The sequence below is a fragment of the Kitasatospora sp. NPDC052868 genome, from assembly GCF_044547105.1.
Taxonomy (GTDB): domain Bacteria; phylum Actinomycetota; class Actinomycetes; order Streptomycetales; family Streptomycetaceae; genus Kitasatospora.
The window spans coordinates 113,438-136,833 of record NZ_JBITZW010000017.1 but is presented as its reverse complement, the minus strand read 5'-3'; the positions used below and the strand labels follow the sequence as shown (position 1 = coordinate 136,833).

Below are 23,396 nucleotides of genomic sequence, written 5' to 3'. Positions count from 1 at the left end.
GTGCCACCGCTTCGTCGTGCCGCGACGGGCGGGGCCTCTGCCGGCACACGCGGGACTTCGCCGGCCGATCACGTGACGCCACGCCCGCTGGGGGCAGCCACCGCGCCGGAGTGGACTGCCGGCAGTTTCAGACCGTTGCTGGAGAAGATCCGGGTGCGCGGCCCGGTCGGCCGGCCGCGCACCCGGCCGAACGCGGTGGCCGCCGACCTTCACCTCCCATTGGGCCTACTCCTCGAAGGCCAACCGCGCCTGCCTGCGCAGACGCGGGATCATCGCGGTGATCCCAGAGAAGGCGGACCAGACGGCCAACCGGAAACGGAAGGGCTCTGCTGGCGGTCGACCGGTCACCTTCAATCCCGACCGCTACAGGCAGCGCAACCACGTCGAGCGGTGCTTCCAGAAGATCAAGACCTGGCGCGGCCTGGCCACCCGGTACGACAAAAGCCCGGAAAGCTACACGGCAGGCCTGCACCTTCGCGGATCAATCATGTGGTTGAAGTCCCTGACTCAGCTCCTAGCTAGTCTGCTGCGATGACGAACAACGAGTTGGTCGTTGACCTCCGAGGCCGACCGGTCGAATCACTCGACGACTTCTGGGACGCGGTCGCCGGGCCGTGCGGGCTGCCGACCTGGTTCGGCCGGAACCTGGACGCGTGGGCGGACACGATCGGGGCCCGTGGCATCTCGGAGGTGATCGACAGCCACGAGCTCCTGGTCGTGCACGTCGACGAACGGGGGCTCTTCGCGGGGAGCCGCCCGGACGCCCGGGCCCTGGCCGACACCTTCGACGGTGAGCGGAACCGGCTCGTCGTCCACGCGGTGGCCTGAGGGGCCCGTCCGACGCCCACCGTCTGCGGCGGTTCAGCCGGACGCGGGCACCTGGTCGCGCGGCTCGCGCGGAGGCCGCTCGTCCGCACGGGGAGGCGCCCACTGGGCCCAGGCCGGTTGGATACCGGCCGCAACGGCCGGACGGCGCAGCGGATCGGGCGCCGAGACATCGGAGACACACCCGGGACGGCCGGTCGCGCACGCTGTCGGTGAGGGTGTGGGCCGCCCGTCGGCGGCCGGCTCGATCGGCGGGGCAGGCCGCGGTGCCGGAGGTGATCGGGGAGGCGGTGCCGTCGGCGGTGGCCCGGAAGGCCGGGCCGTCGGGGGCTCGCGGCCCGGCCGTCACGCCTCGGACGGGTCCGGCGGCGGCCGGCGGGAGTCCAGGCGCTGGACGAGTTCGCGCAGTGCCCGCAGCTCCCGGTCCAGGGCCTGGGCGCCCGGGGCGGTGAGGGTGACCCAGGTCCGCGGGCGGCGGCCGGCGTAGCCCTTGGCGACCGCGATCAGGCCCGAGTCCTCCAGTACCTTCAGGTGGCGGGAGAGGTTGCCGTCGGTGACGCCGAGCTGTCCCTTCAGGAAGCCGAACTCGACGCGGTCGGCCTCCCGGGCGATGGTCAGGACTCCGAGCCGCACCCGCTGGTGGACGGTGTCGTCCAGCTCCTGGGTCGGGTGCCGGCCCGCACTCCCGTCCTTGTCCTCTGCGCCGCCCCGTCCCTCGGGCGCGTCCACTGCGTTCATGCGCCGACCGTACTCGACGCGCCGGGGCGCACCGCGGCCCGGCGGCGGGCCGCCGCCAGCCGGGCCAGCCCGGCGGACAGCAGGATCGCGGCGAGCAGGAACGCCTTCAGCTGCGGGCCCGCCGACCACCCGGTGTCGGCCGCCCGCACCCACGGGATCCAACCGCTGTCCCAGGAGGCCCCCAGGTAGGCGGAGAGCAGCGCGGTGTGGGCGAGCGCCGCGCCCGCGACGACCGGGTCGCGCTCGACCAGTCCGAGAACCAGCAGTCCGATGCCCACGGCGTACCACGGCGAGGCGTAGGAGTTCTCCAGCAGGGCGATCGTGAACGGCTGGTCCCGCAGGACGAGCAGCGCGAGCAGTCCCAGCACGATCACGGCGGCGGCGCCGAGGGCGGCGGCGATCCAGGAGGTGCGGCGGGGCACGATACCCCGTTCCTCGCCGCGCAGCCGGTACCAGCGGGCGAGGGCGAGCCAGGCCAGCGGGAGCACCGCGAACCAGATCCCCCAGCCGGCGAAGCGGAGCGTCGCCCCGTCGAACTCGCCTGCCAGGCAGGGGGCGTCCGGCGCGTGCGGGACGCAGAGGCCGGTCAGTTCGGCATAGGCGAAGGCCGGGTAGGAGCCGATGCTGCGCGCGTTGGCCCCGAAGTTGAACGCCTGGTGGGCGAAGGGCACGGCCGCCAGTCCGAGCAGGCCGAAGGCCAGCAGGGGCACCCCCGAACCCCCGAGCCGGGTGCGGGCCCGGGCGCGGAGCCCTTGTGCGTCGGCCAGTAGTTGTGCCGGACCGGCCTGGCCGCCGGGCCCTGTGGTGATGCTCGTGTCGGACGTTCCCATGACCCACCCCTTGCCTGTCGCGCCGGGGGCGCCGTCCGCGACGCCGCCCGGGGCCGTGCCCCCGACAGCGTCTGGGACGGCACCCCGAACGGCACCCTGAACAGCGCCCGCAGCGGCGCCGAGAAGACGGGCGCTCCCCGGCGCCCGGGTTAACTTTGCATCGCAAAGTACATGGCGGTCAAGAGTTGATGGTGTGGCAAAGTCCATCCGGGACGGGCAGTTGCGCCAGCAGGGACTCCGGGCGTACCGGAAGCTCTCGTACCCGCACACCGGTGGCGTGGTGGACGGCGTTGGCGATGGCGGCGGCGGTGCCGACGATGCCGATCTCGCCGATCCCCTTGGCGCCCATGGGGTTGAGCCGGGTGTCGTGCTCCTCGATCCAGTACGCCTCCACGGCGGGCACGTCCGCCTGGACGGCCACGTGGTACGAGGCCAGGTCGCGCTCCGCGTGGTCCCCGAACTCCGGGTCCAGAGTGCTGTGTTCGAGCAGCGCCATGGAGAGCCCCATGATCATCCCGCCGACGAGCTGCGAGCGCGCGGTGCGGGCGTTGAGGATCCGACCGGCCGCGAACACCCCGAGCAGCCGGCGCACCCGCACCTCCCCGGTGTCCACGTCCACCGCCACCTCGGCGAACTGGGCGCCGAACGCGTGCCGGGCGAACTCCCGCCCGGCCCGGACGGCCTCGGCGGTGTCCGCGCGGTGGCACAGCCCCTCGGGCGGGATCGGCCGGCCGCCCCGGGCGGCCAGCTCGGCCCGCAGTCCGGTGCAGGCCTCGTGCACCGCCCAGCCCCAGGACGCCGTCCCGGCCGAACCGCCCGCCATCGGGGCCCGCGGCAGGTCGCTGCGCCCGATCTCGACGGTGACCCGGTCGAGCGGTACGGCCAGCGCCTCGGCGGCGACCTGCGCCAGCACGGTTCGGGCGCCGGTGCCGATGTCGGTGGCGTTGGTGCGCACCAGGAAGGTGCCGTCGGGGCGGGCGATCGCCTCGGCGCTGGACGGGCCGACGAGGACGGGATAGGTCGAGGCGGCGACCCCGCTGCCGATCAGCAGGCGGCCCTCCCGAGCCCGGCCCCGGGCGCGGTGGTGCCGCCAGTCGAAGCGGCGGGCGCCCTCGCGCAGGCACTCCACCAGGTGGCGGCTGCTGAACGGGCGGCCGCTGTCCGGTTCGGCGGGCGGCTCGTTGCGGATCCGCAGCGCGACCGGGTCCACGCCGCAGGCCTCGGCGAGTTCGTCCATCGCGCACTCCAGGGCGAACATGCCCGGGGCCTCGCCGGGGGCCCGCATCCAGGACGGGGTCGGCACGTCCTGGCGCACCACCCGGTGGGTGGTGCGGCTGTGCGGCGAGGCGTACATGACGCGGGCGGGCACCGCGGCCTGCTCGACGAACTCCCGCAGGGTCGAGGAGCGGGTGGTCACCTCGTGGGAGAGCGCGGCGAGTTCGCCGCCGGCGGCGGCGCCGAGCCGGACCCGGTGCACGGTCGGCGCCCGGTGTCCGGTGAGGGCGGACAGTTGGGAGCGGGGGAGCGCGAGGCGTACGGGCAGGCCGGTCTCGCGGGCGGCCATCGCGGCCAGGACGACGTGCGGGCGGGCGGTGCCCTTGCTGCCGAAGCCGCCGCCGACGTGCTCGCTGACCACCAGGACGTCCGCGGGGTCGAGTCCGAAGAGCGCGGCCAGGGACTCCTGGACGGTGGTGGTGCCCTGGCTGGAGTCGTGCACGGTCAGCCGCCCGCCGGCCCACTGCGCGGTCGCGGTGTGCGGTTCCATCGGGTGGTTGTGCAGCGGGCCGACCCGGTAGGTGCGGTCGATCCGGACGACGGCCCGGCGGTAGGCGGTGTCGAAGTCGCCGCGCTCGCGGACGGCCGGGTGGCCGCCGTTGGCCAGCTCGGGCGTGTACAGGCCGGGGTGGTCGTCGGTCAGGACGACGTCGTGCGGCTCGGCGGCGTAGCCGATTCCGACCGCCTCGGCGCCGGCCCGGGCGTCCTGCACGGTCCGGGCCACCACCAGGGCGGCGACCTGGCCGCGGTGCGCGATCCGGGGGGACTGCAGCACGGCCAGCGTCGGGTCGCCGTCCTCGGGGAGGCGCAGGACGGGGGCGTTGCGGTGGGTGAGCACCGCAAGGACGCCGGGGAGCGCCAGGGCGGCCTCGACGCGGACGGCCGTGATGTCGCCGCGGGCGATGGTGGCCGGTACGGGCCAGGCGTGGGCCAGCCCGTCGGGCAGGTGGTCGCCGGCGTAGCGGGCCGCGCCGGTGACCTTCTCCCAGGCCTCCAGCCGGACCGGGGCGGGGGCGGTGCTCATCGGGTCTCCTGGGCGTCGGTGAGCCGGACCAGCTCGCGCACCGCCAGTCGGCGGGCCAGTGGCAGCTTGAACGCGTTGTCGCGCAGTGGCCGGGCGGCGGCCAGCTCGGCGTCCAGCGCCAGGCCGAACGCCTCCTCGTCGGCCGGGCCGCCACGCAGCGCGGCCTCGGCGGTCAGCGCCCGCCACGGTTTGGGGGCCAGGGCGCCGAAGGCGAGCCGGACCGTCTCGACCCGGCCGTCCCGGACCGCCAGCAGTGCGGCGAGCGAGGCGGTGGCGAAGGCGAAGGAGGCGCGGTCGCGGACCTTGCGGTAGACCGAGCGGACGGCGGCCGGCGGCGGGGGCAGCTCGACGGCGGTGATCAGTTCGGCGGGAGCCAGCTCGGTGTCGAGGTCGGGGGTGTCGCCGGGCAGCCGGTGGAAGGAGGTGAGCGGCAGCGCGCGGTCCCCGTCGGGGCCGGTCAGGTGCAGGACGGCGTCCAGTGCCACGAGCGCCACCGCGAGGTCGGACGGGTGCGTGGCGACGCAGTGCTCGGAGGTGCCCAGCACGGCGAGGTCCCGGTGGACGCCGGTGCGGGCGGGGCAGCCGGAGCCCGGCCGGCGCTTGTTGCACGGCTTGGTGACGTCCTGGAAGTACAGGCAGCGGGTGCGCTGGAGCAGGTTGCCGCCGGTGGTGGCCACGTTGCGGAGCTGGCCGCTGGCGCCGGCGAGCACGGCCTGGGAGAGCACCGGGTAGCGGTCGCGGACCAGCGGGTGGGCGGCGAGGTCGCTGTTGCGGACGGTCGCGCCGATCCGCAGACCGCCGCCGGGCGTGGGTTCGATCCGGTCGAGCGGCAGGCGGGCGATGTCCACCAGCAGCGCCGGCCGCTCGACGCCCAGCTTCATCAGGTCGACCAGGTTGGTCCCGCCGGCCAGGGCCCGGGCGTCCGGCGCGGCGGCGAGCAGGGCGACGGCGGACGCCACGTCGGCGGCCCTGGTGTAGCCGAGCGGCCTCATCCGGCGGCCCCCGCCCGGCCGTCCTGCACCTGTCGGACGGCCCGGACGATTCCGCCGTACGCCCCGCAGCGGCAGATGTTGCCGCTGAGCAGTTCGCGGATCGCCGCCTCGTGGGCGGCCTCGTCGGGACCCCCGCCCGGGCCGACGGCGCCCGCGTCCGTGCCCGCGCCCGTGCCCGTCTCGGCGAGTTCCGCCAGCAGGCCGACCGCCGAGCAGAGCTGGCCCGGTGTGCAGAAGCCGCACTGGAAGGCGTCCTGCTCGACGAACGCCCGTTGCAGGGGGTGCGGCCCGTCCGGCCCGGCCAGCCCCTCCACGGTGGTGACCGCGGCGCCGTCCTGGGCGACGGCCGGCAGCAGGCAGCCGTTGACCCGCCGCCCCTCCACCAGCACGGTGCAGGCGCCGCACTGGCCGTGGTCGCAGCCCTTCTTGGCGCCGGTCAGGCCGAGCTGTTCGCGCAGGACGTCCAACAGGGTGGCCCGGTGGTCGACGGTCAGGGTGTGCGGCCGGTCGTTGACCGTCAGCGCGATGGCGCTGCTGGTCGGCACGGTGTCGGTGGCGTTCATGCGCCCACGCATTCCACCCCGGGCCCGCCCGGACACCCGGGGGCCGGGAGGACCACCGTTTGGCCGCAGGCCCGACCGGGCCGTGGGCGGGCCGGATCGTGGCACCGGTAGGGCCCCGCCCCCGGGGTGACCGGAGGCGGGGCCCGTGCTGGCCCGAGAGGCTCGTGGCCCCGGAAGGCCATGGCGGGCCGGTGACCCGACCGCCCGCCCCGGCGGCCGAATCACCGCCCCCGGGGTCAGGCGGCGGAGTACACCAGCCGCCCGCCCACGTAGGTCTGCTCGACCCCGGCCGACGCGATCTCCGCGGCCGGCGCGGCGAAGAGGTCGCGGTCGAGCACCACCAGGTCGGCGAGGTTCCCGACCCGCAGGCTGCCCGCGTCGTCGAAGCCGTTCACATGGGCCGAGCCGGCCGTGTAGGCGGCGATGGCGGTGGCCAGGTCCAACCGCTGCTCGGGCAGGAACACCCGGCCGTCGGTCGCCTCGGGCTCCATCCGGTTGACGGCCACGTGGATGCCGGCGAGCGGGTCCGGGCTGCTGACCGGCCAGTCGCTGCCCGCCGCGAGGGTGGCCCCGGCGCGCAGCAGGTCGCCGAAGGGGTACTGCCAGGCGGCCCGCTCGGGGCCGAGGAAGGGGATGGTGAGCTCGTCCATCTGCGGCTCGTGGGCGGCCCAGAGCGGCTGGATGTTGGCGATCGCGCCGAGCCGGGCGAAGCGCGGCAGATCGCTCGGGTGGACGACCTGGAGGTGGGCCAGGTGGTGCCGGGTGCCGCGGTGGCCGTTGGCGGCGCGGGCGGCCTCGACGGCGTCCAGCGCCTCGCGCACCGCGCGGTCGCCCAGTGCGTGGAAGTGCACCTGGAAGTCCAGCGCGTCCAGCTCGGTGACGAAGCCGCGCAGGGCGTCCGGGTCGACGAAGCTCAGGCCGCTGTTGGCGGTGGCGCAGCCGCAGCCGTCCAGGTAGGGGCTGGTGAGCGCGGCCGTGAAGTTCTCGGCGATCCCGTCCTGCATGATCTTCACCGCGCCGGCCCGGAACCGGCCTGCGTTCAACTCCTCCCTCCGGGCGACGAGTTCGGGGATCTGCTCGGCGCCGCGGGAGCGGTCCCACCAGAGCGCCCCGATGACCCGGGCGGTCAGTGTGCCGGCCCGGGCGGCCGCGAGGTAGGCGTCGGAGGGGTCCGGCTGGCCGTTGAACTCGCCGAGCAGGGCGTCCTGCCAGCCGGTGACGCCGAGCGAGTGCAGCAGGTGCTGCGCCCGGAGCAGCCCGGCCAGCCGGTCGGCGGCGCTGGTCGGCGGGACGTGCCGGGAGACCAGGGCGGTGGCGCCCTCCTGCAGCATCCCGCTCGGGGTGCCGTCCGGCTCGCGCTCGATCCGGCCGTCGGCGGGGTCGGGGGTCTCCCGGGTGAGGCCGGCGAGCTCCAGGGCGCGGGTGTTCGCCCAGGCGCCGTGGTGGTCGCGGTTGACCAGGTAGACCGGGCGGTCGGCGACCACCGAGTCGAGCAGCTGCCGGGTCGGCAGCCCGCCGTCGAAGCTCTCCAGCGACCAGCCGCTGCCGGTGATCCAGGGCCGGTCGGGGTGGGCGGCGGCGAACCCGGCGACGCGCTGCAGGTAGTCGCCGACCCCGACCGTCTCGCTGAGGTCGCACTCGGCGAGCTCCGTCCCGCCGTAGACCGCGTGGACGTGCGCGTCCTGGAAGCCGGGGATCAGCAGCCGGCCGGCCAGGTCGACGACCTCGGTACCGGGGCCGATCAGCTCGCGGACCTCGTCGTGTCCGACGGCGGTGATCCGCTCGCCGGTGACGGCGAGGCTGCCGGCGCGGGTGCGGGCCGGGTCCCCGGTGTGGACGGGACCGTTGGTGAAGACCAGGTCGGCCTTGGGCATGGGTGGTGCTCCTGGGGGTGTCGGTGGCCGGTGCGCGGCGGGGGTGGGGCCGGTTCGCGGCCGGGGTGCGTTCGGTGTGCGGTGCGGTGCGATCGGCCTACCTGGCGCCGCGGGGGCCGGAGCCGCCGGGGTCGGTGCCGATGCGGGCCCCGACCGCGGCCCCCGCCCCGACGCCGGTGCCGGCCCCGACGGCGAACGCGGTGCCGAGCGCGGTCGCGGCCTCGGCGGCCGGGGTCCGCAGGAAGTACGGGGACCGGCGGTACCAGCGGGCCCAGGCGGCGGCGACCAGGCCGGTGCCGATCATCAGGACCGGTACGGCCAGCTGGAACCAGCCGTTGTCGGCGGAGAGCTCGAAGTGGTCGGCGGAGTCGTAGCACGTCCAGGCGAGGTAGCCGCCGACGGTCAGCAGGACGGCGGCGCCGACCAGCGGGGCGACCACCGCGCGCAGCCCCTCCAGCGGCGCGGTGCGCAGCAGGTGCCGGAAGCGTACGGCGGCGGCGAGGGCGACCAGCGCGTAGTAGAGCGCCACCACGATGCCGATCGCGTTGACGGTGGCGGAGATCAGGTCGTTGACGGTCGGGATGACCAGGGAGAGCACGGCGAGCACGACGGCCGCACCGGTGATCAGCATGGTCCCGGCGGCGGGGGTGCCGTGCCGGGGGTGGATCCTGGTCCAGACCGGGCCCAGCGTGCCGTCGCGGCCCATCGCGTACATCCCGCGGGCGGTGGGGATGACGGAGGCCTGCAGCGAGGCCGCCGCCGAGAAGGTGAGCGCGACCAGCGGCAGGGCGGCCAGCGGCTGGTGGGCGATCCGCTCGCCGAAGTAGGTCAGCCCGTGCGCCCCGTTGTCCGCCAGCTCGTCGAGGGGGAGCACCCGCTGGAACGCGGTGCCGGCGAGCAGGAAGAGCAGCAGCATCGAGATCAGGGCGATGAACCCGCCGCGGGAGGCGTCGCGCGGGTTGCGGACCTCCTCGCCGACGCTGAAGACCGACTCGAAGCCCCAGTAGCAGAAGACCGCCAGCACCATGCCCTGGGCCAGCGCCGCGAACGAGGGGATGCCGAACGGGTTGAACCACTCCAGCGAGAACGGCTGCCCGCCGACGAACAGGCCGTAGCCGCAGAAGCCGAGCAGGACGGCGTACTCGAAGACCAGCAGGTACTTCTGCAGCCGGGCCGCGAGGTCGAGGCCGCGGACGGCGACCAGGGCGGCGGCGATCAGGACGCCCAGCCCGAGCAGGGTGGACTGGAGGGTGGAGTCCGCGTCGAGCCGCAGGCCCGCCAGGGTGCGCAGGCCGGCCTGGTCGGCCAGCTGGATCAGCGCGGAGCCGGTCACGGTGGTGGTGTAGGCCATGAACACCACGGTGCCGACGGTGTTGACCCAGCCGGTGAGGAAGCCCAGCCAGGGGTTGAGCACCCGGCCGACCCAGGTGTAGCTGCTGCCGGCGTCGGGTTCGACGGCGTTGAGGCGCCCGTAGGCACCTGCGATGCAGAGGACCGGGAGGAAGGCCAGCAGCATGATCGCCGGCAGGTGCAGGCCGACCACGCCGGCCATCAGGCCGAGCCCGATGCCGATACTGCTGGTGGCCGCCGTGCTGGAGGCGGCGAGGACGATGCCGCCGCCGACCCCGAGTGACCTGCGCATCGCGCCGGAGGAGTCGGACACGCCTGTTCTCGGGGTGTCGCCGGGGTCCTTGACCGTCGATGCCAACGGATCACCGCCTTGATCGTGGGGGGGATGAGGGGTGTCGGCCGTGCAGGCCGTGGCGGCCATGAAATCGTCGACCCCTTCACACGTCAATGGTGTTGTCATAAGCTCCCGGGTCATGACGGAACGCGTGGTGCCCGAACCGCAGCGGCGGCGCAGGAAACCGACCAAGCAGGGCATGGTGCTGTCCGAGCAGGTCATCGTCGAGACCGCGCTGCGGCTGATGGGCCAGCACGGGGCGGCCGCGCTCACGGTCCGCCGCCTGGGAGCCGCCCTGGGCGCCGATCCGAGTGCCCTCTACCGGTACTTCCGCAACACCGACGACCTGCTGCTGGCCATCGCCGACGAGCTGATCGGCCGCGCCCAGCAGGGCTGGTGCTCCACCGGGGACTGGCGCGCCGACCTGCGCGACATCGGGATGCGCATCCACACCGCCTACCAGGCACACCCCCAGGCCGCGATGCTCGCCGCCTTCCGGACGACCGGGCGGGACAACGAGGTGCGGGCGGTGGAGAGCATCCTCGGGGTGCTGCGCGGCGCGGGCTTCCCGGACGAGGAGGCGGTGCGGATCTACCACGCCTTCGTTGACCAGTCGCTGGCCTTCGCGGCCCAGGACGCGGCCGCACTCGCCCTGCCGGCCCCCGCCCTGGCCGCCGACGCCGGGGTGTGGCGGGTCCGCTACGGCCGCCTGGGGGCCGACACCCACCCCAATATCGCCGCCACCGCCGGCCTGTTGATCGCGGACATGCGCGGCAGCGGTTACCCGTTCGCGCTCGAGCTGCTCCTGGAGGCCGTCGCCGCCCGGCGGCTCGCCCTCTGAGCGACCACCGGCGTACCAGGTCGCCCGGGTCGGCCGGTCAGCCCGCGGGGGCCGGCCGCCGGGCGTCGACCTCGGCCCAGACCGCCTTGCCCCGGGCGTGCCGCGACGCGCCCCAGCGATCCGAGGTCCGCTGCACGATGAACAGGCCGTGGCCGCCGGCCCGGCCCGGCCGGTGCGGCAGCCGGGGCTCGGGCAGGGCGGCTGCGCCGTCGCTCACCTCGATCCGCAGGCGCTCGGCGGAGGCGTCCAGGACGAGCTCCAGCGGGCCGCCGCCGTGCACGACCGCGTTGGCCACCAGCTCGGCGACGAGCAGCACCACGTCGTGGACGACAGCCGGGCCGGCGCCGTCCTGCGGCGCCGGCCACGACCAGTCGGCCAGGGCCTGCCGGGTGAACGCACGGGCCCTGGTCACCGGCGTCGGGAGGCCGGCCAGGGGCAGCCGCCGGCGCCGCCCGGCCGGCCGCGGGCCGACGTCGCAGCGGTGGTCGTCCACGGCACCCCGGCCCGTCCTCATCTGCGGTTCACCTCTTCACACTGGTCGCGGTGGCATGGTGTCCGATCGGATGCCCGGGCGGCGCCGGGTTATTCCTGCGGAGGGGCCTCCGCGGCCGCGACGGCGGCTGCGGCCCCCGCCTGCGGTCCTGCCCGGGGCAGGCTCGGGGCGCGCTGCGCCGGGGCGTCAGCCCGCCGCCACCGGCAGCCGGTCCAGCTCGATGCCGAACACCGACCGGTAGGCCTCCAGTGCGCCGGCCTCGCCCAGCTCGCGCTCCTCCCGGTTGCCGTCGGCCGCCGTCCGGATCAGCCTGGTCCCGCTGAGCGTGACCCGCCCGCCGTCGGCGGTCGGCAGCGAGCAGGTCGTCGACCGGGTGAAGTGCGAATCCGGCGAGGTGGTCTGCCACCAGCAGGTCGGTACGAAGTCGGCCAGCGCGTAGGGCCGCAGTCCGAGCCGGTACTCCGGTCGGCCGTCCATGGCCACGTCGAGCTCGTCGCCGTACGGGGTGAGGGTGAACACGTCGGCGCCGTCGGACTGCTCCCCGTAGGCGTGCAGGCGCAGCGGCCGCAGGCTGAACCGTCCGAACCCGACGTCGACCAGCCACGGCTCGTCCAGGTCGACCCGCAGCGCCAGGTGGTCGAACGGCGGACCGGCCTTCGCCCCGTCGAACACCCGGGCGGCGAGCAGCGCCACCCGGAAGCCCAGCGCCCGCAGCAACTCGGCGAAGGAGCCGTTGAGTTCGTAGCAGAATCCGCCGCGGCGACGGGTGACGACCTTCTCGAAGAGCGCCCCCGGCTCCAGCACCAGGGGCTCGCCCAGGTGGATGCTCAGATTCTCGAAGGGCACCGATTCCAGGTGCGCGCGCTGCAGGTCCACGAGGGCCGCGAGGTCGGCCCGCCCGGGCCGTGCGGCGCCGATCCTGGCCAGATAGGCATCGACCTGACGGCTGGTCAGGCCGTCGGCGGGCGTCGGGGTCGACGGAGATGTGTGATCCACACCGCCCATTCCACCACCGCCGGGGGCCGCCCGCCCATCGGCCGATCGACCGAGGCCGGGTCGGGCGGGAGTCGGAGGCCCCGGGGTGGCGGGCGGGCAGACCGGCGCCGTCGCACACCGCGCGGTGTGGGGCGGGCACTTGGCGGGAATCCTTGGCATGCACGCCTGGACACTCACGTCGACCGCGACCGGTACCGAAGTGACCACCGAGGAGTCCCGGGCGGGCCTGCCGGTCGAGGACGACCCGGAGGAGCACACGGGCCGTCCTCGAAGGCTCGGCCCGGGCCTGGCTCGACGCCCTCGAACACGCCGCCGGGCGCACTGGCCGCTGCGTCGCGTCCGGGACCACCCACCCGACGATATCCGCGAGTTCGACGACCCCGGTCGCGCCCGCTCGCGCCCGGACCTCTCCCGCCGGCCTGCCCGCGTGATCGATCCCGCACCGAGGAGACCCCCATGAAGCCCCTGTTCTTCGCGGACGACCCGCAGTTCTGGTTCGAGACCCTGCGGGCCCTGGGCCACGCCGCGTACGGCGGTGCCGAGCCCGGCGAGGTGCTCGCCACCGCCGAGCGCATCACCGCGGGCGACTACGACAGCTGGTACGACGAGTGGTCCGCCACCGCCGCCCACACCGCCCAGGCCGGCGCGATCGCCCTGGCCGCCGGCCACCCGGTCACCGCGCGGGACGCCTACCTGCGCGCCAACAACTACTTCCGCGTCGCCGAGTTCTTCCTGCACGGCGACCCCCGCGACCCGCGCATCGCCACGGCGTACGAGCAGGCGGTGGACGCCTTCCAGACGGCGGCCGAGCTGTTCGAACCGCGCGTCCAGCAGGTCGCGATCCCCTTCGAGGGCCACCTCCTGCACGGCTACTACTACCGGGCACCCGGCGACGCGCCGGCACCGGCGGTCATCATGCACAACGGCTTCGACGGCTCCGCCGAGGAGATGCACTTCTTCGGCGCCGCCGCCGCCCTCGAACGCGGCTACCACGTCCTCACCTTCGACGGTCCGGGCCAGCCGTGGGCACGCTTCCGGGACGGCCTGCCGTTCCGCCCGGACTGGGAGAACGTCGTCACGCCGGTGCTCGACTGGCTCGTCGCCGGACACCCCGAGGTCGACCCCGGGCGGGTCGCCCTGCTCGGCCTCAGCATGGGCGGCCTGCTGGCGCCCCGGGCGGCCGCGTTCGAGCACCGGCTTGCCGCCGTCATCGCGGTGGACGGGGTCTACGACCTGGGCGAGGTCAGCCGGGCACTGCTGCCCGCACTGACGCCCGAGCAGGCCGAGGCGAGGCTGCGCGCCGAGGAGGCGCCGGAGGTGGACGCCGCCATCGAGGCCCTGATGAAGGTCAACCCGACCGTCCGGTGGGCGGTCACCCACGGCTCCTACGTGATGGGCGTGCAGACGCCCCGCCAGTTCGTCGCCGCGTACCTCGACTACTCGCTGGCCGACGGCATCGCCGAACGCATCACCGCCCCGACCCTGGTCTGCGACGCCGAGGAGGACCTGTTCTTCGCCGGGCAGGCCCTGCGGCTCTACGAGCACCTCACCTGTCCCCGGACGCTGCTGCGCTTCACCGTGGCCGAGGGCTCCGGCGCGCACTGCCACGCGGGAGCGCAGCGGCTCGCCTTCGGCCGGATCTTCGACTGGCTGGACGCCGTCGTCCGGCCCTGACCCCGGCCGCCGCGGCCTGCGGTGGCCGCGGCCGGGCGTGCGACAGCGGAGCTCCCGCGGTGAGGGCGTCCAGGAGGGACGGACCTCGTCCGCGGCAGCTCCGCTGTTCACCGGACGGTGCTGTCAGACCGTGTCAGACACGGCTCAGCAGTCGTCGCGGTCGCGCTTGTTGGTCAGGGTCACGGTGACGCAGTCATCGGCGTCCAGCGTGTACGGGCCGGTCACCGCGTTGTGCGGGAGCTGGTAGCCGGGGGGTGCGGCGGTCTCCCGCAGGTAGTAGTCGCCGCTCTGCAGGTGGGTGAAGGCGCACCCGCCGTCCGCCCTGGTGGTGCAGTCGGACCCCGTGTCGGTGTCGGGGTTCGGGCCGGAGGTCTGCAGGCCGGGGACACCGTTGGTCTCCCGCCAGAGCTGGAACTTCGCGCCGCCCAGCGGCTTGTCGGTCCAGGCGTCCTTCTTGGTCAGGTGGATCGAACCGCCGGCCGGCGGCTTCGGCGACGGGCAGTCACGGGCCGTGATCTGGATTCCGGTGGTGGCGTTCTGGGGGGTGAGGATGAGGGGGCCGAAGACGGGGTTGGCGGGGAGGTCGTAGCCGGTGGGCGGGGTGGTTTCGCGCCAGTAGTAGGTGCCGGTTTCGACGGTGCGTCGGCAGATGCCGTCGGCGGGGGTGGTGCAGGTGGCGCCGTTCCGGGTGTCGGGGTTGATGCCGGTGGTCTGGAGGCCGGGGATGCCGTTGGTCTCCTGCCAGAGTTCGAAGACGGCGCCGGGGAGCGCGGCTCCGGTGTTGGCGTCGGTCTTCAGCACCCGGACCTCACCCGTCACCGGGGTGGTGCCGCAGGTGGGGAGGTCGCCGTTGAAGGGCCACGAGTGGAACTCCTGGCCGCCGCCCCCGACCGGGAGGCTGGTGTGGGTGAGCGAGCCGGTGGTGAAGAAGCGGCCGTTGACACCCGCGAGGGTGACCGTGGTCAGCGAGGCCTGCTCGCCGATCAGGAAGCTGCCCTGGAACTGGCCGGTGCCGGCCAGGGTGACGGCGGTGGAGTCGGGGAAGTTCCACAGCAGGTGGTCGCGGTAGGCGTTGAGCGGGTCGTCGGTGTCGTTGATGCCGCCGCTGTAGGTGTTCAGGGCCCGGGCGGCGCCGAGCACGTTGACCAGGATCGTGGCGCCCGAGGGGATGTTGGCGAAGACGATGCCCTGCTGGCCGCCGGTCGGGCCGGTGAGGTCGAAGTCGACGTTGAACACCTGGAGGGCCGAGGCGCCGTCGCCGGTGAACAGGGTCTGTCCGCCCTGGTTCACCGCCGTGCCGGTCGGCGTGCGAGGCATGCCGTTGACGCGGGCGTAGCAGTCGGACGCGGCGGTGAGCTGGTCGCGCAGGCCGCTGTAGGGCTGGACGGCGTTGGCGTCGGTGACCAGGGTGCCGGTCACCGTGCCGCTGACCGCGCCGGCGTGCCGGACCACACCGCCCTCGGCGACCAGGCTCTGCCCGGGGGCGATGGTGATGCCGCCGCCGGTGGTGAGGAAGTCGGCCCCGTCCGGCGGGGGGACCCGGGAGCCGACGCCGGCGATGCCGATGTTGTAGATGGAGCTGACCCCGGCCTCCTTGGCCTGGGTGAAGCCGTCGAGGACGACCACCCGTCCTTCGGCCTCGGCGGCGCGGCCGGTGACCAGGAACTGGTTGCCGACGAAGATGTTGACGCCGTTGTCCCGGCCGGCGAACGGGCCGTTGTTGATCGAGCTCGGGAACGGGTCCGGGCAGCTGCCCGGGACGCACGGCCCGAGGCCGCCGGGCAGCGGTGCGGCCACGGCCTGGACGGCGCCCGGCCCGAGGGCGAGGACCGGGACGAGCGCCGAGATCACGGTGCAGGGGAGGGCCAGTGCTCCGGCGCGTCGGCGGACGCGGGTGAGCAGCCGGTTGAAGGAAGCCATAGTCGAAGCGTCCGGCAGTCTGTGCGAATCGGGTCACCGGTGGACTGCCTGCCTACGCTGATGCGGTGACCGGGCGTACCCGCTCAGACCAACCGTCACCTGGGCGGCGGACAAAGGCGGACAAAGGCGGACAACGGCGGGCAGTTGCGGCCGGGGTGGCCGCCGCTGCCGTACCACCCCGGCCCGGCCGCTACGGCGCCTTGAACAGCAGCGGGAACCCCAGCGCGAGCCAGGGCCGGCGGCCCCAGGCGAGGACCTTGCCGCGGGCCAGCGCGGCGAGCGGGTTGCACCGGCCGAGGGCGAGCAGCAGGAACGCCACCGGCTCGGTGAGGATCGTGCAGTCGGGCCGGGCGGCCGGCCCGGGGGAGACCTCGACGGCGCCGTCGCGGAAGGTCACCGTGAAGCGGGAGCCGCCGCGCAGCCGGAGGTCGTAGCAGGCGGTGTGGCCGGCGGCGGAGCGGGCGTCGAGGACCCGGGGCATGGCGGTCATCAGGAACGGCAGGGTCAGCTCCACCCGGTGGCGGTCGACCATGTGCGGCCGCCGCAGGGCGACGGCCAGGTCGTACCCGTGGCCGAGGATGTGGGTGAGCAGGTACGAGGCGAACGTGTCGAGGTCCATCGGCCCGAGCGGGGTGAGCACCGGCTCCGACGCCGCCCGGTCGGCGCAGGTCTCGGTGAAGGCGCGGGCGTGCCGGACGATCGCCTCGGCGAGCACCGCCGGGTCCCGCTCGGGGTAGGCGGCCAGGGCCACTTCGTTGGCCGCGGCCAGGCTGCCCGGCGTGCCGTCCCCGTAGGTCTGCTGCCCGCCCGCGGCCAGGTCGGCCATCAGCTCGTTGACCAGGGCGAGATGGGCGGCGGCCTCGCCCACGGTCCACTGGGCGCCGGGGATCGGCGCGCCGGTGTCGGGGAGGTCGCGGAGCAGCGCCGCGGTGTCCTCGGCCGCACCGATGACGGCGTCGAGGAGCGCGGTGTGCACGGAGTCCAAGGGGACCAGGGGAGGGGTCATGGAGGTGAATCGTGGACCAGTCCAGCCCGGCTGTCCAGGGCGCGGGCAGCGCCCGGACGGCGCTCGGACGACGCCCGGGCGCCAGGTCGGTCCGGTGTGGCGGGTCGCCGAGTTCCCGAACCGCCCGATGTCCCGTCATGCGTCGTTCATGTCCCGGTTGCTGGCTTTCGGATGAATTGGGGCGCCCCCAGTTGTACAGCCAACTGTGGGAAGCCAACCCCTCAACCTCCGTGACCAGCCGCGGACGGAGCCCGGCCCCCGACCCCCCGCGGACCGGCTCCCGAGCGCGGCGGACAGGACAACCGTGGCCGCAGGCAGCGCCCTGACGCTCTCCTCACCCGCCAACCCCGCCGAAGGCGACCGCCTCACCTTCCACTGGAGCACCGACGCGCCCGACGCCAAGAACTGGGTGGGCATCTACGACGGCACCCGCCAGCCCGGCACCGGCTCCTCCCTGCTCTGGAAGTACACGCCGGGCGCCTCCGGTGACGTCCAGCTCGACACCTCCGCGCTCACCGGCGGCCCGTACACCGCGTACCTGCTGGCCAAGGACGGCTACGGCGTCCTCGCGCAGACCGCCTCGTTCTCCTTCCGCCCCAAGCCGGCCGTGGTGCGCCCGCACAGCGCCGTCGACGCGCTCACCGCCACCCCCGTCGCCCCCGGTGCCGCCGTGTCCGTGAAGCTCGGCGGACTCTGGTGCCGCCCGGCCGGGAACCCGGCGGGCACCGCGTCCTTCCGCAAGATCAGCGGCCCGGCCTGGGCCGCCGTCAGCGCGGACGGCCAGGTGACCGGCACGGCGCCCGCCACCGCGCCGAAGAACCCCGAGACCCTCGTCGTCGGCGTCAAGGACGGCGCGGGCGCCACCGACACGGTGACCGTTCAGATCCCGGTCGTCGACCCGGCCGCCCCGCTGCGGCTGAAGGCCGCCGCCTGGAACCTCGCCAACGCGGGCGCCGCCTTCACCGACGCCCGGGAGAAGCAGCTGCGGGTGGTGCTCGCCCAGGGCCTGGACGTCCTCGCCCTCCAGGAGACGGCCGGCGCCGCCGCCCAGGAGCTCGCCGACGCGCTCGGCTGGTACGCCTACCAGAGCGCGGGCAGCGTGGGCATCCTCAGCCGCTACCCGCTGAGCGCCGTCACCCCCGTCACGGCCGCGCTGCCCGCGGGCGGGGCCACCGTCCAGCTGCCCGGCGGCCGGACCGTCCGGTTCTGGGCCGCCCACCTGGACGAGGCCGACTACGGGCCGTACGCCGTCCAGGACGGCCGGAGCGCCGCCCAGGTCGAGGCCGCCGAGCGGGCCTCCGCCCGGTTCCGGCAGGCCGAGGCACTGGCCGCCGCGATCAGGGCGGACGCCGCCGGGCGCACCCCGGTGGTCCTGGCCGGCGCGCTCTCCTCTCCCTCGCACCTTGACTGGACGGCCGCCACCGCCGCCGCGCACGGCGGGGTCGGCCCGCTCGCCTGGCCGGTCACGACGGCCCTTCAAGGCGCCGGGCTGACCGACAGCTTCCGCGAGGAGAACCGCAACCCGGTGAAGGCCCCCGGTGCCACCTGGTCGCCGGTCCGCAAGCAGCGCGGCGCCAAGCCCGAGCCGCAGGACCGCATCGACTACGTCCAGTACACCGGCCCGCTGAAGCTGGTCGAGGCGCACACGCTCGTCGCCGACTGGCCGGCCACCGGAGCCGACCCGGACGCCGTCGCCGCCAACCAGTGGCCGTCCGACTGCGCCGCCGCCGTCGCCACCTTCCAGCTCTGAGAGGTCCGTTCCCCATGTCCGAGCTCTCCCGCCGCACCTTCGTCGGCGCCACCGCGGCCGTCGGCGCCGCCGCCCTGACCGGCCTCCCGGCCACGCCGGCCACCGCCGCGCCCGCCGCCGACCGGCTCACCGGCACCATCAAGGACGTCAAGCACGTCGTCGTCCTGATGCAGGAGAACCGCAGCTTCGACCACTACTTCGGCACGCTGAACGGCGTCCGGGGCTTCGGCGACCGGCAGGCGCTCCAGTTCCCGGACGGCACCGACGTGTTCCGCCAGCCGGACACCGGGCGCAGCGACGGCGGTGCGATGCTGCCGTACCGGATGGACACCGCGAAGTACAACGCGCAGAACGCCGGCGGCCTCGCGCACGACTGGGCGACCGGCCACCAGGCGATCAACAACGGCGCGATGAACAAGTGGATCGCCGCCAAGGGCGAGCGCACCATGGGCTACTTCACCCGCGCCGACATCCCCTACCAGTACGCGCTGGCCGACGCCTTCACCCTCTGCGACGCGTACTTCTGTTCGCTGGCCGGTCCGACCGACCCCAACCGCCTCTACCTCTGGACGGGCACCGCGGGTCCGGGCCGGGACGGCACCACCGGCCCGTGGATCGACAACACCCCCGTCACCGACAACCCGGTGGCGGACTGGACGACGTACGCCGAGCGCCTCCAGGCGGCCGGCGTCTCCTGGCGGGTGTACCACAACCCCAGCAAGGACGACCGCACCGGCGACTACGACGACAACGCGCTCTCCTACTTCAAGCAGTTCCACAACTTCCCCACCACCGACCCGCGTTACGTCAACGCGATGACGAAGTTCGACCCGGCCGCGTTCGACCGGGACTGCAAGGCCGGCACCCTGCCGACCATCTCCTGGCTGGTCGCGCCCTACCTGTTCTCCGAACACCCCACCGCCAGCCCGGACTACGGCGCGCACTGGGTCAACACCGCGCTGCAGTCGCTGATGTCCAACCCGGCGGTCTGGCAGCACACCGTCTTCCTGGTGATGTACGACGAGAACGACGGCTACTTCGACCACATGGTCCCGCCCACCCCCGAGCCGGGCACCCCCGAGGAGTTCACCCAGGGCCGGGCCATCGGCCTCGGCAACCGGGTACCGCTCTGGGTCGCCTCACCCTGGTCGCGCGGCGGATACGTCAACTCCCAGGTCTTCGACCACACTTCGGTCCTACGTTTCATGGAGCTGGTCACCGGCGTCGCCGAGCCCAACATCTCGGCCTGGCGCCGGGCGGTCTGCGGCGACCTCACCAGCTGCTTCGACTTCTCCTCCCCCGACTACTCGATCCCCGGGCTCCCCGACACCGTGGCCCTGATGGCCAGGGCGGACGCGGGCACCAAGCTGCCCGGCGTCCAACTCCCCGCCCTCGGCGCGCAGTCCATGCCCCTCCAGGAGCGCGGCGAGCGCCCGCACCGCCATCTCCCCTACCAGCCCTGGGCCGACGTGGAGGTGGACCGCAGGACCGGCAAGGTCACCTGCACCATGACCAACGACGGCACGGTGGCCTTCCCCTACACCGTCTATCCGAACATCCTGCTGCCGTTCGCCGGCACGCCCTACACCGTGGCGCCCGGGGCCACCGCGGGCTACGTCTGGGACGCCGCCCGCACCAACGGTCGCTACGACTTCACCGTGCACGGCCCCGACGGCTTCGTCCGCCGCTTCGCCGGCACCGTCATCCGCGACGGCCAGGACGGCCAGAACGACATCGGGGTGCCGATCGTGACCGCCGATCTGAGCAACTCCTCCCGGCTGACCCTCCAACTGGTCAACGACGGCCTCACCGACCTCGGCTTCACCGCCGCGCCCAACGACTTCGCCGGCACCGCCCAGACGGTGTGGGTCAAGCCGGGCAAGCAGGTCAACCTGGCGTGGCCGCTGGACCGGCAGGGCCGCTACGACGTCGTCGTGACGGCCGGCACCGGTCTGCGCTTCACCCAGCGCTACGCAGGCTGGGTGCACTGACGCGGTGCACCGACACGCTGCACTGACACGGTGTCCTGACCGCAGGCCGCGGCCGGGGCGCCGAACCGGTGACCCCCGGCCGTGGCGCCACCGCCCGGCCGGGGGCCCGCCGCTACCGTCGGCTCCATGCAGAACATCACCCCATGCCTGTGGTACGACGACCAGGCCGAGGAAGCCGTCCGCTTCTACACCTCGCTCCTCCCCAACTCCCGGATCACCGGGATCACCCACTACGGCGACGCTGGCCCCGGTACCCCCGGAAAGGTCCTGACCGTCGCCTTCGAACTCGACGGCCGGCCGTTCGTCGCCCTCAACGGCGGCCCGCTGTTCCCGTTCACCGAGGCGGTCTCGCTCCAGATCGAGTGCGACGACCAGGCGGAGGTCGACCGGCTCTGGAGCGGGCTGATGGAGGGCGGCGGCGAGGAGAGCCAGTGCGGCTGGCTCAAGGACCGCTGGGGCTTCAACTGGCAGGTCACCCCGCGGGTGCTGCTCGACCTGGTCGCCGACCCGGACCGGGCCAAGGCCGACCGGGTCTTCGCCGCCATGATGCAGATGCGCAAGATCGACATCCAGCAGCTGCTCGACGCAGCCCGGGGCTGACCGCCTCGGCCCGCCCACCCGTCCGGCCCGAGGGGTCCGGGGGTGCGGCGGGTCCGGCCGTTCAGCCTCGCCGGCGCCGCAGCCAGGAGGGCCGCAGCCGGTCGGCCCGCAGGCGCTCGCCCCGGGCCAGCCGGCGCAGCCGGGCGAGCCGGGTGAACCGTTCCCGGCTCGCCACCGAGGCCCGGTCCAGCTCCTCCATCAGCCGCCGGCCGCGGTGCTCGAGGTCCAGCTCGTCGAGGATCCGGTCCACCTCGGCCAGCAGCGCGCCGTGCAGCTGCCAGGCCTCCGGATGCTCCTGCACCCGCCGCAGCAGCAGCTGGGCGACGTTCTCCCGGCTCGCCCAGGCCGCCGCCAGCTCGGCGGTCAGCCGCTGCTCGGCCTCCTCGGCGTTGCGGCTCACCTGCGTGGTGACCAGCACCGCGAAGCTCACCAGCGCACCCCCGATGTGGCCCAGCAGCTCCTCCAGCGCCACCGCCACGTCCGGCGGGAACAGCCGTTCGCCCGGGGCGCGCCGCTTGGCCAGGTCGGTCAGCGAGCGGGCCAGTACCCGGATCACCACCACGCAGATCTCCAGCGTGTCCAGACCGGTCCGCAGCACCAGCCGGGAGAGCAGCCCCTCGCTGATCCGGGGGTTGAACCGCAGGCTGTCCTCGGCCTGCCGCAGCGCCCCGTCCACGTCCGCGATGGCCTGGTCCAGCCGGCGGGCCTCGTGCAGCCGCTCGGCGGCGCGCTCCACCGGGGTGGGCCGGCCCAGCTCCTCGGCGATGCCCAGCAGCAGGTGACGGGCCCGCCGGGCCAGGTCCTCGATCGACTCGCCCGCCGTGTCCACCCAGACCGGCGGGGCGAACAGCAGGTTGAACAGCAGGCCGACGACGGCGCCGATCAGCGTCTCCAGCACCCGGTCCCAGGCCTGCGAGGCCACCTGGGTGACGCCCAGGATGAGCATGGCGCTGATCGCCACCTCCTGGACGAACTCGTCCACCCGGACGAACTGGCCGATCGTCAGCGAGGCCAGGATGATCAGCCCCAGGCTCCACCAGGACAGTCCCATCACGGAGCTGAACCCGATCGCGATCAGCACGCCCACCACCACCGAGTTGACCCGGCGGATGCTGGTGGTGAGCGTCGAGTAGAGCGTGACCTGGACGACCAGCAGCGCGGTGAGCGGCGCGGTCAGCGGGGCCGGCTCACTGCTGAGCTGCAGTGCCACCGCGTAGGAGAGGGTCGCGGCCACCGTGGCCCGGATCGTCTGGACGACGGCGGGCTCCCTGGCGCCGCGGCGCACCGTGGCCGAGAGGGACTCCGGGAGAAGGGACATGCCGCCCTTCTTTCCCCACCGCCGCCCTTCACACCGCCGAACCGCCGGACCGGCACCCGAATGCCCCCACCCGGACCCACCCGGACCCACCCGGATCCGCCGGGCCCGCCGGGCCCGCCGGGCCGACCCCGGCCCGCCCGGACGGACAGGCGGCCGCTACGGCTTGCGGCGGCCGTCGCGCAGCAGCTTCCAGGGCGCGAGCGCCGACTCGACCTGCACCCCGAGGCTCATCTTGGACGCGCCCTTGATCCGCTCCTCGAAGCGGATCGGAACCTCGCGGATGGTGTGGCCCCGCTTGACGGCGCGGTAGTTCATCTCGACCTGGAACGAGTACCCGTTGCTGTTCACCGAGGGCAGGTCGATCGCCCGCAGGGTGTCGGCCCGCCAGGCCTTGAACCCGGCGGTGGCGTCCTTGACCCCGAGGCTGAGGATCGTGTTGACGTAGAAGTTCGCCCAGGCCGACAGCGCCTTGCGGTGCCAGGGCCACTCCGCGGCGGTCGAGCCGCCCGGGACGTAGCGGGAGCCGAGCACCACGGAGGTGTCGCCCTCCAGCAGCGTCTCGATCATCACCGGGACGACCGAGGCCGGGTGCGACAGGTCGGCGTCCATCTGGATCACCACGTCGGCGCCCTCCTCCAGGGCCCGGGTCATGCCCGCGATGTAGGCCCGGCCGAGGCCGTCCTTCTCGGTGCGGTGCAGCACGCCGACCGTGCCCGGGGACTCCGCCGCGAGCTTGTCCGCGACCTCGCCGGTGCCGTCGGGGGAGTTGTCGTCGACGACCAGCAGATGCAGGTTCGGCAGCGTCAGCTCCGCGAGCAGAGCCGCGAGAGTCGGCAGGTTCTCCCGTTCGTTGTACGTGGGTACGACGACAACGACCTTGGGGGAGGCCTCTACCATGTTCAATCCCTCGCGCGATTTCCAGCCGGGCCCGCGACAGCGGCGCCCGTGCCCTGTAGGACAGTTGTCCACTTCGGTCGTGGAAGTCTAGCGGCGGTCCGCGCA

19 protein-coding genes and 1 pseudogene are annotated in these 23,396 nt (G+C 74.2%); 7 read left to right on the top strand and 13 right to left on the bottom strand.

The window, feature by feature from the left end; all coding sequences use genetic code 11:
* Positions 1 to 126 precede the first annotated feature (126 nt).
* Together ACIGZJ_RS26170 and ACIGZJ_RS26165 are read left to right on the top strand one after the other, a co-directional pair.
* Positions 127 to 535, top strand: a pseudogene (locus ACIGZJ_RS26170) (transposase); the annotation flags it as partial.
* Positions 532 to 828, top strand: a complete 297-nt coding sequence (locus ACIGZJ_RS26165) for a barstar family protein (RefSeq protein ID WP_396459505.1) — start codon at positions 532 to 534, stop codon at positions 826 to 828. The pseudogene ACIGZJ_RS26170 and the gene ACIGZJ_RS26165, both read left to right, overlap by 4 nt.
* Positions 829 to 1,170: 342 nt before the next feature.
* Here the strand turns inward: ACIGZJ_RS26165 and ACIGZJ_RS26160 are convergent, their stop codons facing one another.
* From ACIGZJ_RS26160 to ACIGZJ_RS26130, 7 genes are all read right to left on the bottom strand, one after another.
* Positions 1,171 to 1,563, bottom strand: coding sequence for a winged helix-turn-helix domain-containing protein (locus ACIGZJ_RS26160; protein ID WP_396459504.1), 393 nt, complete (start codon positions 1,561 to 1,563; stop codon positions 1,171 to 1,173).
* On the bottom strand, positions 1,560 to 2,393 hold the full coding sequence (locus tag ACIGZJ_RS26155; RefSeq protein ID WP_396459503.1) for a hypothetical protein: 834 nt from the start codon (positions 2,391 to 2,393) through the stop codon (positions 1,560 to 1,562). Before ACIGZJ_RS26155 ends, ACIGZJ_RS26160 begins: the two co-directional genes overlap by 4 nt.
* Positions 2,394 to 2,571: 178 nt before the next feature.
* On the bottom strand, positions 2,572 to 4,692 hold the full coding sequence (locus tag ACIGZJ_RS26150) for a xanthine dehydrogenase family protein molybdopterin-binding subunit (RefSeq protein WP_396459502.1): 2,121 nt from the start codon (positions 4,690 to 4,692) through the stop codon (positions 2,572 to 2,574).
* Positions 4,689 to 5,684, bottom strand: coding sequence for an FAD binding domain-containing protein (locus ACIGZJ_RS26145; protein WP_396459501.1), 996 nt, complete (start codon positions 5,682 to 5,684; stop codon positions 4,689 to 4,691). The genes ACIGZJ_RS26150 and ACIGZJ_RS26145 overlap by 4 nt, the downstream gene beginning before the upstream one ends.
* Positions 5,681 to 6,247 carry a (2Fe-2S)-binding protein gene (locus ACIGZJ_RS26140; protein WP_396459500.1) on the bottom strand — a complete coding sequence of 189 codons (567 nt, stop codon included), beginning with the start codon at positions 6,245 to 6,247 and terminating at the stop codon, positions 5,681 to 5,683. Before ACIGZJ_RS26140 ends, ACIGZJ_RS26145 begins: the two co-directional genes overlap by 4 nt.
* 236 nt (positions 6,248 to 6,483) lie before the next feature.
* Positions 6,484 to 8,121 carry an amidohydrolase gene (locus tag ACIGZJ_RS26135; RefSeq protein WP_396459499.1) on the bottom strand — a complete coding sequence of 546 codons (1,638 nt, stop codon included), beginning with the start codon at positions 8,119 to 8,121 and terminating at the stop codon, positions 6,484 to 6,486.
* A gap of 97 nt (positions 8,122 to 8,218) precedes the next feature.
* Positions 8,219 to 9,829 carry an APC family permease gene (locus tag ACIGZJ_RS26130; protein ID WP_396459498.1) on the bottom strand — a complete coding sequence of 537 codons (1,611 nt, stop codon included), beginning with the start codon at positions 9,827 to 9,829 and terminating at the stop codon, positions 8,219 to 8,221.
* 115 nt (positions 9,830 to 9,944) lie between these two features.
* Between ACIGZJ_RS26130 and ACIGZJ_RS26125 the strand changes: the two genes are divergently transcribed.
* Entirely contained in the window at positions 9,945 to 10,646 is a 702-nt protein-coding gene (locus tag ACIGZJ_RS26125) for a TetR/AcrR family transcriptional regulator (RefSeq protein ID WP_396459497.1), read from the top strand.
* Between the two features lie 37 nt (positions 10,647 to 10,683).
* Here ACIGZJ_RS26125 and ACIGZJ_RS26120 read toward each other — a convergent pair whose 3' ends face one another.
* Positions 10,684 to 11,160 (bottom strand): ATP-binding protein, encoded by a 477-nt coding sequence (locus ACIGZJ_RS26120; RefSeq protein WP_396459496.1) that lies wholly within the window; start codon positions 11,158 to 11,160, stop codon positions 10,684 to 10,686.
* A gap of 165 nt (positions 11,161 to 11,325) precedes the next feature.
* The gene (locus ACIGZJ_RS26115) at positions 11,326 to 12,144 is read right to left on the bottom strand and encodes an arylamine N-acetyltransferase (protein WP_396459495.1); all 819 of its coding nucleotides are present in this window, start codon (positions 12,142 to 12,144) and stop codon (positions 11,326 to 11,328) included.
* A gap of 447 nt (positions 12,145 to 12,591) precedes the next feature.
* Between ACIGZJ_RS26115 and ACIGZJ_RS26110 the strand changes: the two genes are divergently transcribed.
* Entirely contained in the window at positions 12,592 to 13,809 is a 1,218-nt protein-coding gene (locus tag ACIGZJ_RS26110) for an alpha/beta fold hydrolase (protein ID WP_396459493.1), read from the top strand.
* 144 nt (positions 13,810 to 13,953) lie between these two features.
* On the opposite strand, the gene ACIGZJ_RS26105 is transcribed toward ACIGZJ_RS26110, so the two are convergent.
* Positions 13,954 to 15,729, bottom strand: a complete 1,776-nt coding sequence (locus ACIGZJ_RS26105) for a choice-of-anchor A family protein (protein ID WP_396459492.1) — start codon at positions 15,727 to 15,729, stop codon at positions 13,954 to 13,956.
* A 190-nt stretch (positions 15,730 to 15,919) separates the two neighbouring features.
* Entirely contained in the window at positions 15,920 to 16,735 is an 816-nt protein-coding gene (locus ACIGZJ_RS26100; RefSeq protein WP_396459491.1) for a maleylpyruvate isomerase family mycothiol-dependent enzyme, read from the bottom strand.
* A gap of 304 nt (positions 16,736 to 17,039) precedes the next feature.
* On the opposite strand from ACIGZJ_RS26100, the gene ACIGZJ_RS26095 reads away from it, so the two are divergent.
* The 3 genes from ACIGZJ_RS26095 (at position 17,040) to ACIGZJ_RS26085 (ending at position 21,076) form a co-directional block, all read left to right on the top strand.
* Positions 17,040 to 18,485 (top strand): endonuclease/exonuclease/phosphatase family protein, encoded by a 1,446-nt coding sequence (locus ACIGZJ_RS26095; protein WP_396459490.1) that lies wholly within the window; start codon positions 17,040 to 17,042, stop codon positions 18,483 to 18,485.
* A 14-nt stretch (positions 18,486 to 18,499) separates the two neighbouring features.
* The gene (locus ACIGZJ_RS26090; RefSeq protein ID WP_396459489.1) at positions 18,500 to 20,476 is read left to right on the top strand and encodes a phosphocholine-specific phospholipase C; all 1,977 of its coding nucleotides are present in this window, start codon (positions 18,500 to 18,502) and stop codon (positions 20,474 to 20,476) included.
* A gap of 126 nt (positions 20,477 to 20,602) precedes the next feature.
* Positions 20,603 to 21,076 carry a VOC family protein gene (locus ACIGZJ_RS26085; RefSeq protein WP_396459488.1) on the top strand — a complete coding sequence of 158 codons (474 nt, stop codon included), beginning with the start codon at positions 20,603 to 20,605 and terminating at the stop codon, positions 21,074 to 21,076.
* 61 nt (positions 21,077 to 21,137) lie between these two features.
* Here the strand turns inward: ACIGZJ_RS26085 and ACIGZJ_RS26080 are convergent, their stop codons facing one another.
* Positions 21,138 to 22,394 carry an aromatic acid exporter family protein gene (locus ACIGZJ_RS26080; RefSeq protein ID WP_392938384.1) on the bottom strand — a complete coding sequence of 419 codons (1,257 nt, stop codon included), beginning with the start codon at positions 22,392 to 22,394 and terminating at the stop codon, positions 21,138 to 21,140.
* A gap of 156 nt (positions 22,395 to 22,550) precedes the next feature.
* Complete coding sequence (locus ACIGZJ_RS26075) at positions 22,551 to 23,291, bottom strand: polyprenol monophosphomannose synthase (RefSeq protein ID WP_396459487.1); 741 nt, start codon at positions 23,289 to 23,291, stop codon at positions 22,551 to 22,553.
* Between the last annotated feature and the right edge of the window lie 105 nt (positions 23,292 to 23,396).

Excerpts from the sequence above, each read along its gene's own strand:
- ACIGZJ_RS26165 (WP_396459505.1), top strand. The coding sequence starts at position 532 with ATGACGAACAACGAGTTGGTCGTTGACCTCCGAGGCCGACCGGTCGAA.
- ACIGZJ_RS26160 (WP_396459504.1), bottom strand. The coding sequence starts at position 1,563 with ATGAACGCAGTGGACGCGCCCGAGGGACGGGGCGGCGCAGAGGACAAG.
- ACIGZJ_RS26155 (WP_396459503.1), bottom strand. The coding sequence starts at position 2,393 with ATGGGAACGTCCGACACGAGCATCACCACAGGGCCCGGCGGCCAGGCC.
- ACIGZJ_RS26150 (WP_396459502.1), bottom strand. The coding sequence starts at position 4,692 with ATGAGCACCGCCCCCGCCCCGGTCCGGCTGGAGGCCTGGGAGAAGGTC.
- ACIGZJ_RS26145 (WP_396459501.1), bottom strand. The coding sequence starts at position 5,684 with ATGAGGCCGCTCGGCTACACCAGGGCCGCCGACGTGGCGTCCGCCGTC.
- ACIGZJ_RS26140 (WP_396459500.1), bottom strand. The coding sequence starts at position 6,247 with ATGAACGCCACCGACACCGTGCCGACCAGCAGCGCCATCGCGCTGACG.
- ACIGZJ_RS26135 (WP_396459499.1), bottom strand. The coding sequence starts at position 8,121 with ATGCCCAAGGCCGACCTGGTCTTCACCAACGGTCCCGTCCACACCGGG.
- ACIGZJ_RS26125 (WP_396459497.1), top strand. The coding sequence starts at position 9,945 with ATGACGGAACGCGTGGTGCCCGAACCGCAGCGGCGGCGCAGGAAACCG.
- ACIGZJ_RS26120 (WP_396459496.1), bottom strand. The coding sequence starts at position 11,160 with ATGAGGACGGGCCGGGGTGCCGTGGACGACCACCGCTGCGACGTCGGC.
- ACIGZJ_RS26115 (WP_396459495.1), bottom strand. The coding sequence starts at position 12,144 with ATGGGCGGTGTGGATCACACATCTCCGTCGACCCCGACGCCCGCCGAC.
- ACIGZJ_RS26110 (WP_396459493.1), top strand. The coding sequence starts at position 12,592 with ATGAAGCCCCTGTTCTTCGCGGACGACCCGCAGTTCTGGTTCGAGACC.
- ACIGZJ_RS26105 (WP_396459492.1), bottom strand. The coding sequence starts at position 15,729 with ATGGCTTCCTTCAACCGGCTGCTCACCCGCGTCCGCCGACGCGCCGGA.
- ACIGZJ_RS26100 (WP_396459491.1), bottom strand. The coding sequence starts at position 16,735 with ATGACCCCTCCCCTGGTCCCCTTGGACTCCGTGCACACCGCGCTCCTC.
- ACIGZJ_RS26090 (WP_396459489.1), top strand. The coding sequence starts at position 18,500 with ATGTCCGAGCTCTCCCGCCGCACCTTCGTCGGCGCCACCGCGGCCGTC.
- ACIGZJ_RS26085 (WP_396459488.1), top strand. The coding sequence starts at position 20,603 with ATGCAGAACATCACCCCATGCCTGTGGTACGACGACCAGGCCGAGGAA.
- ACIGZJ_RS26080 (WP_392938384.1), bottom strand. The coding sequence starts at position 22,394 with ATGTCCCTTCTCCCGGAGTCCCTCTCGGCCACGGTGCGCCGCGGCGCC.
- ACIGZJ_RS26075 (WP_396459487.1), bottom strand. The coding sequence starts at position 23,291 with ATGGTAGAGGCCTCCCCCAAGGTCGTTGTCGTCGTACCCACGTACAAC.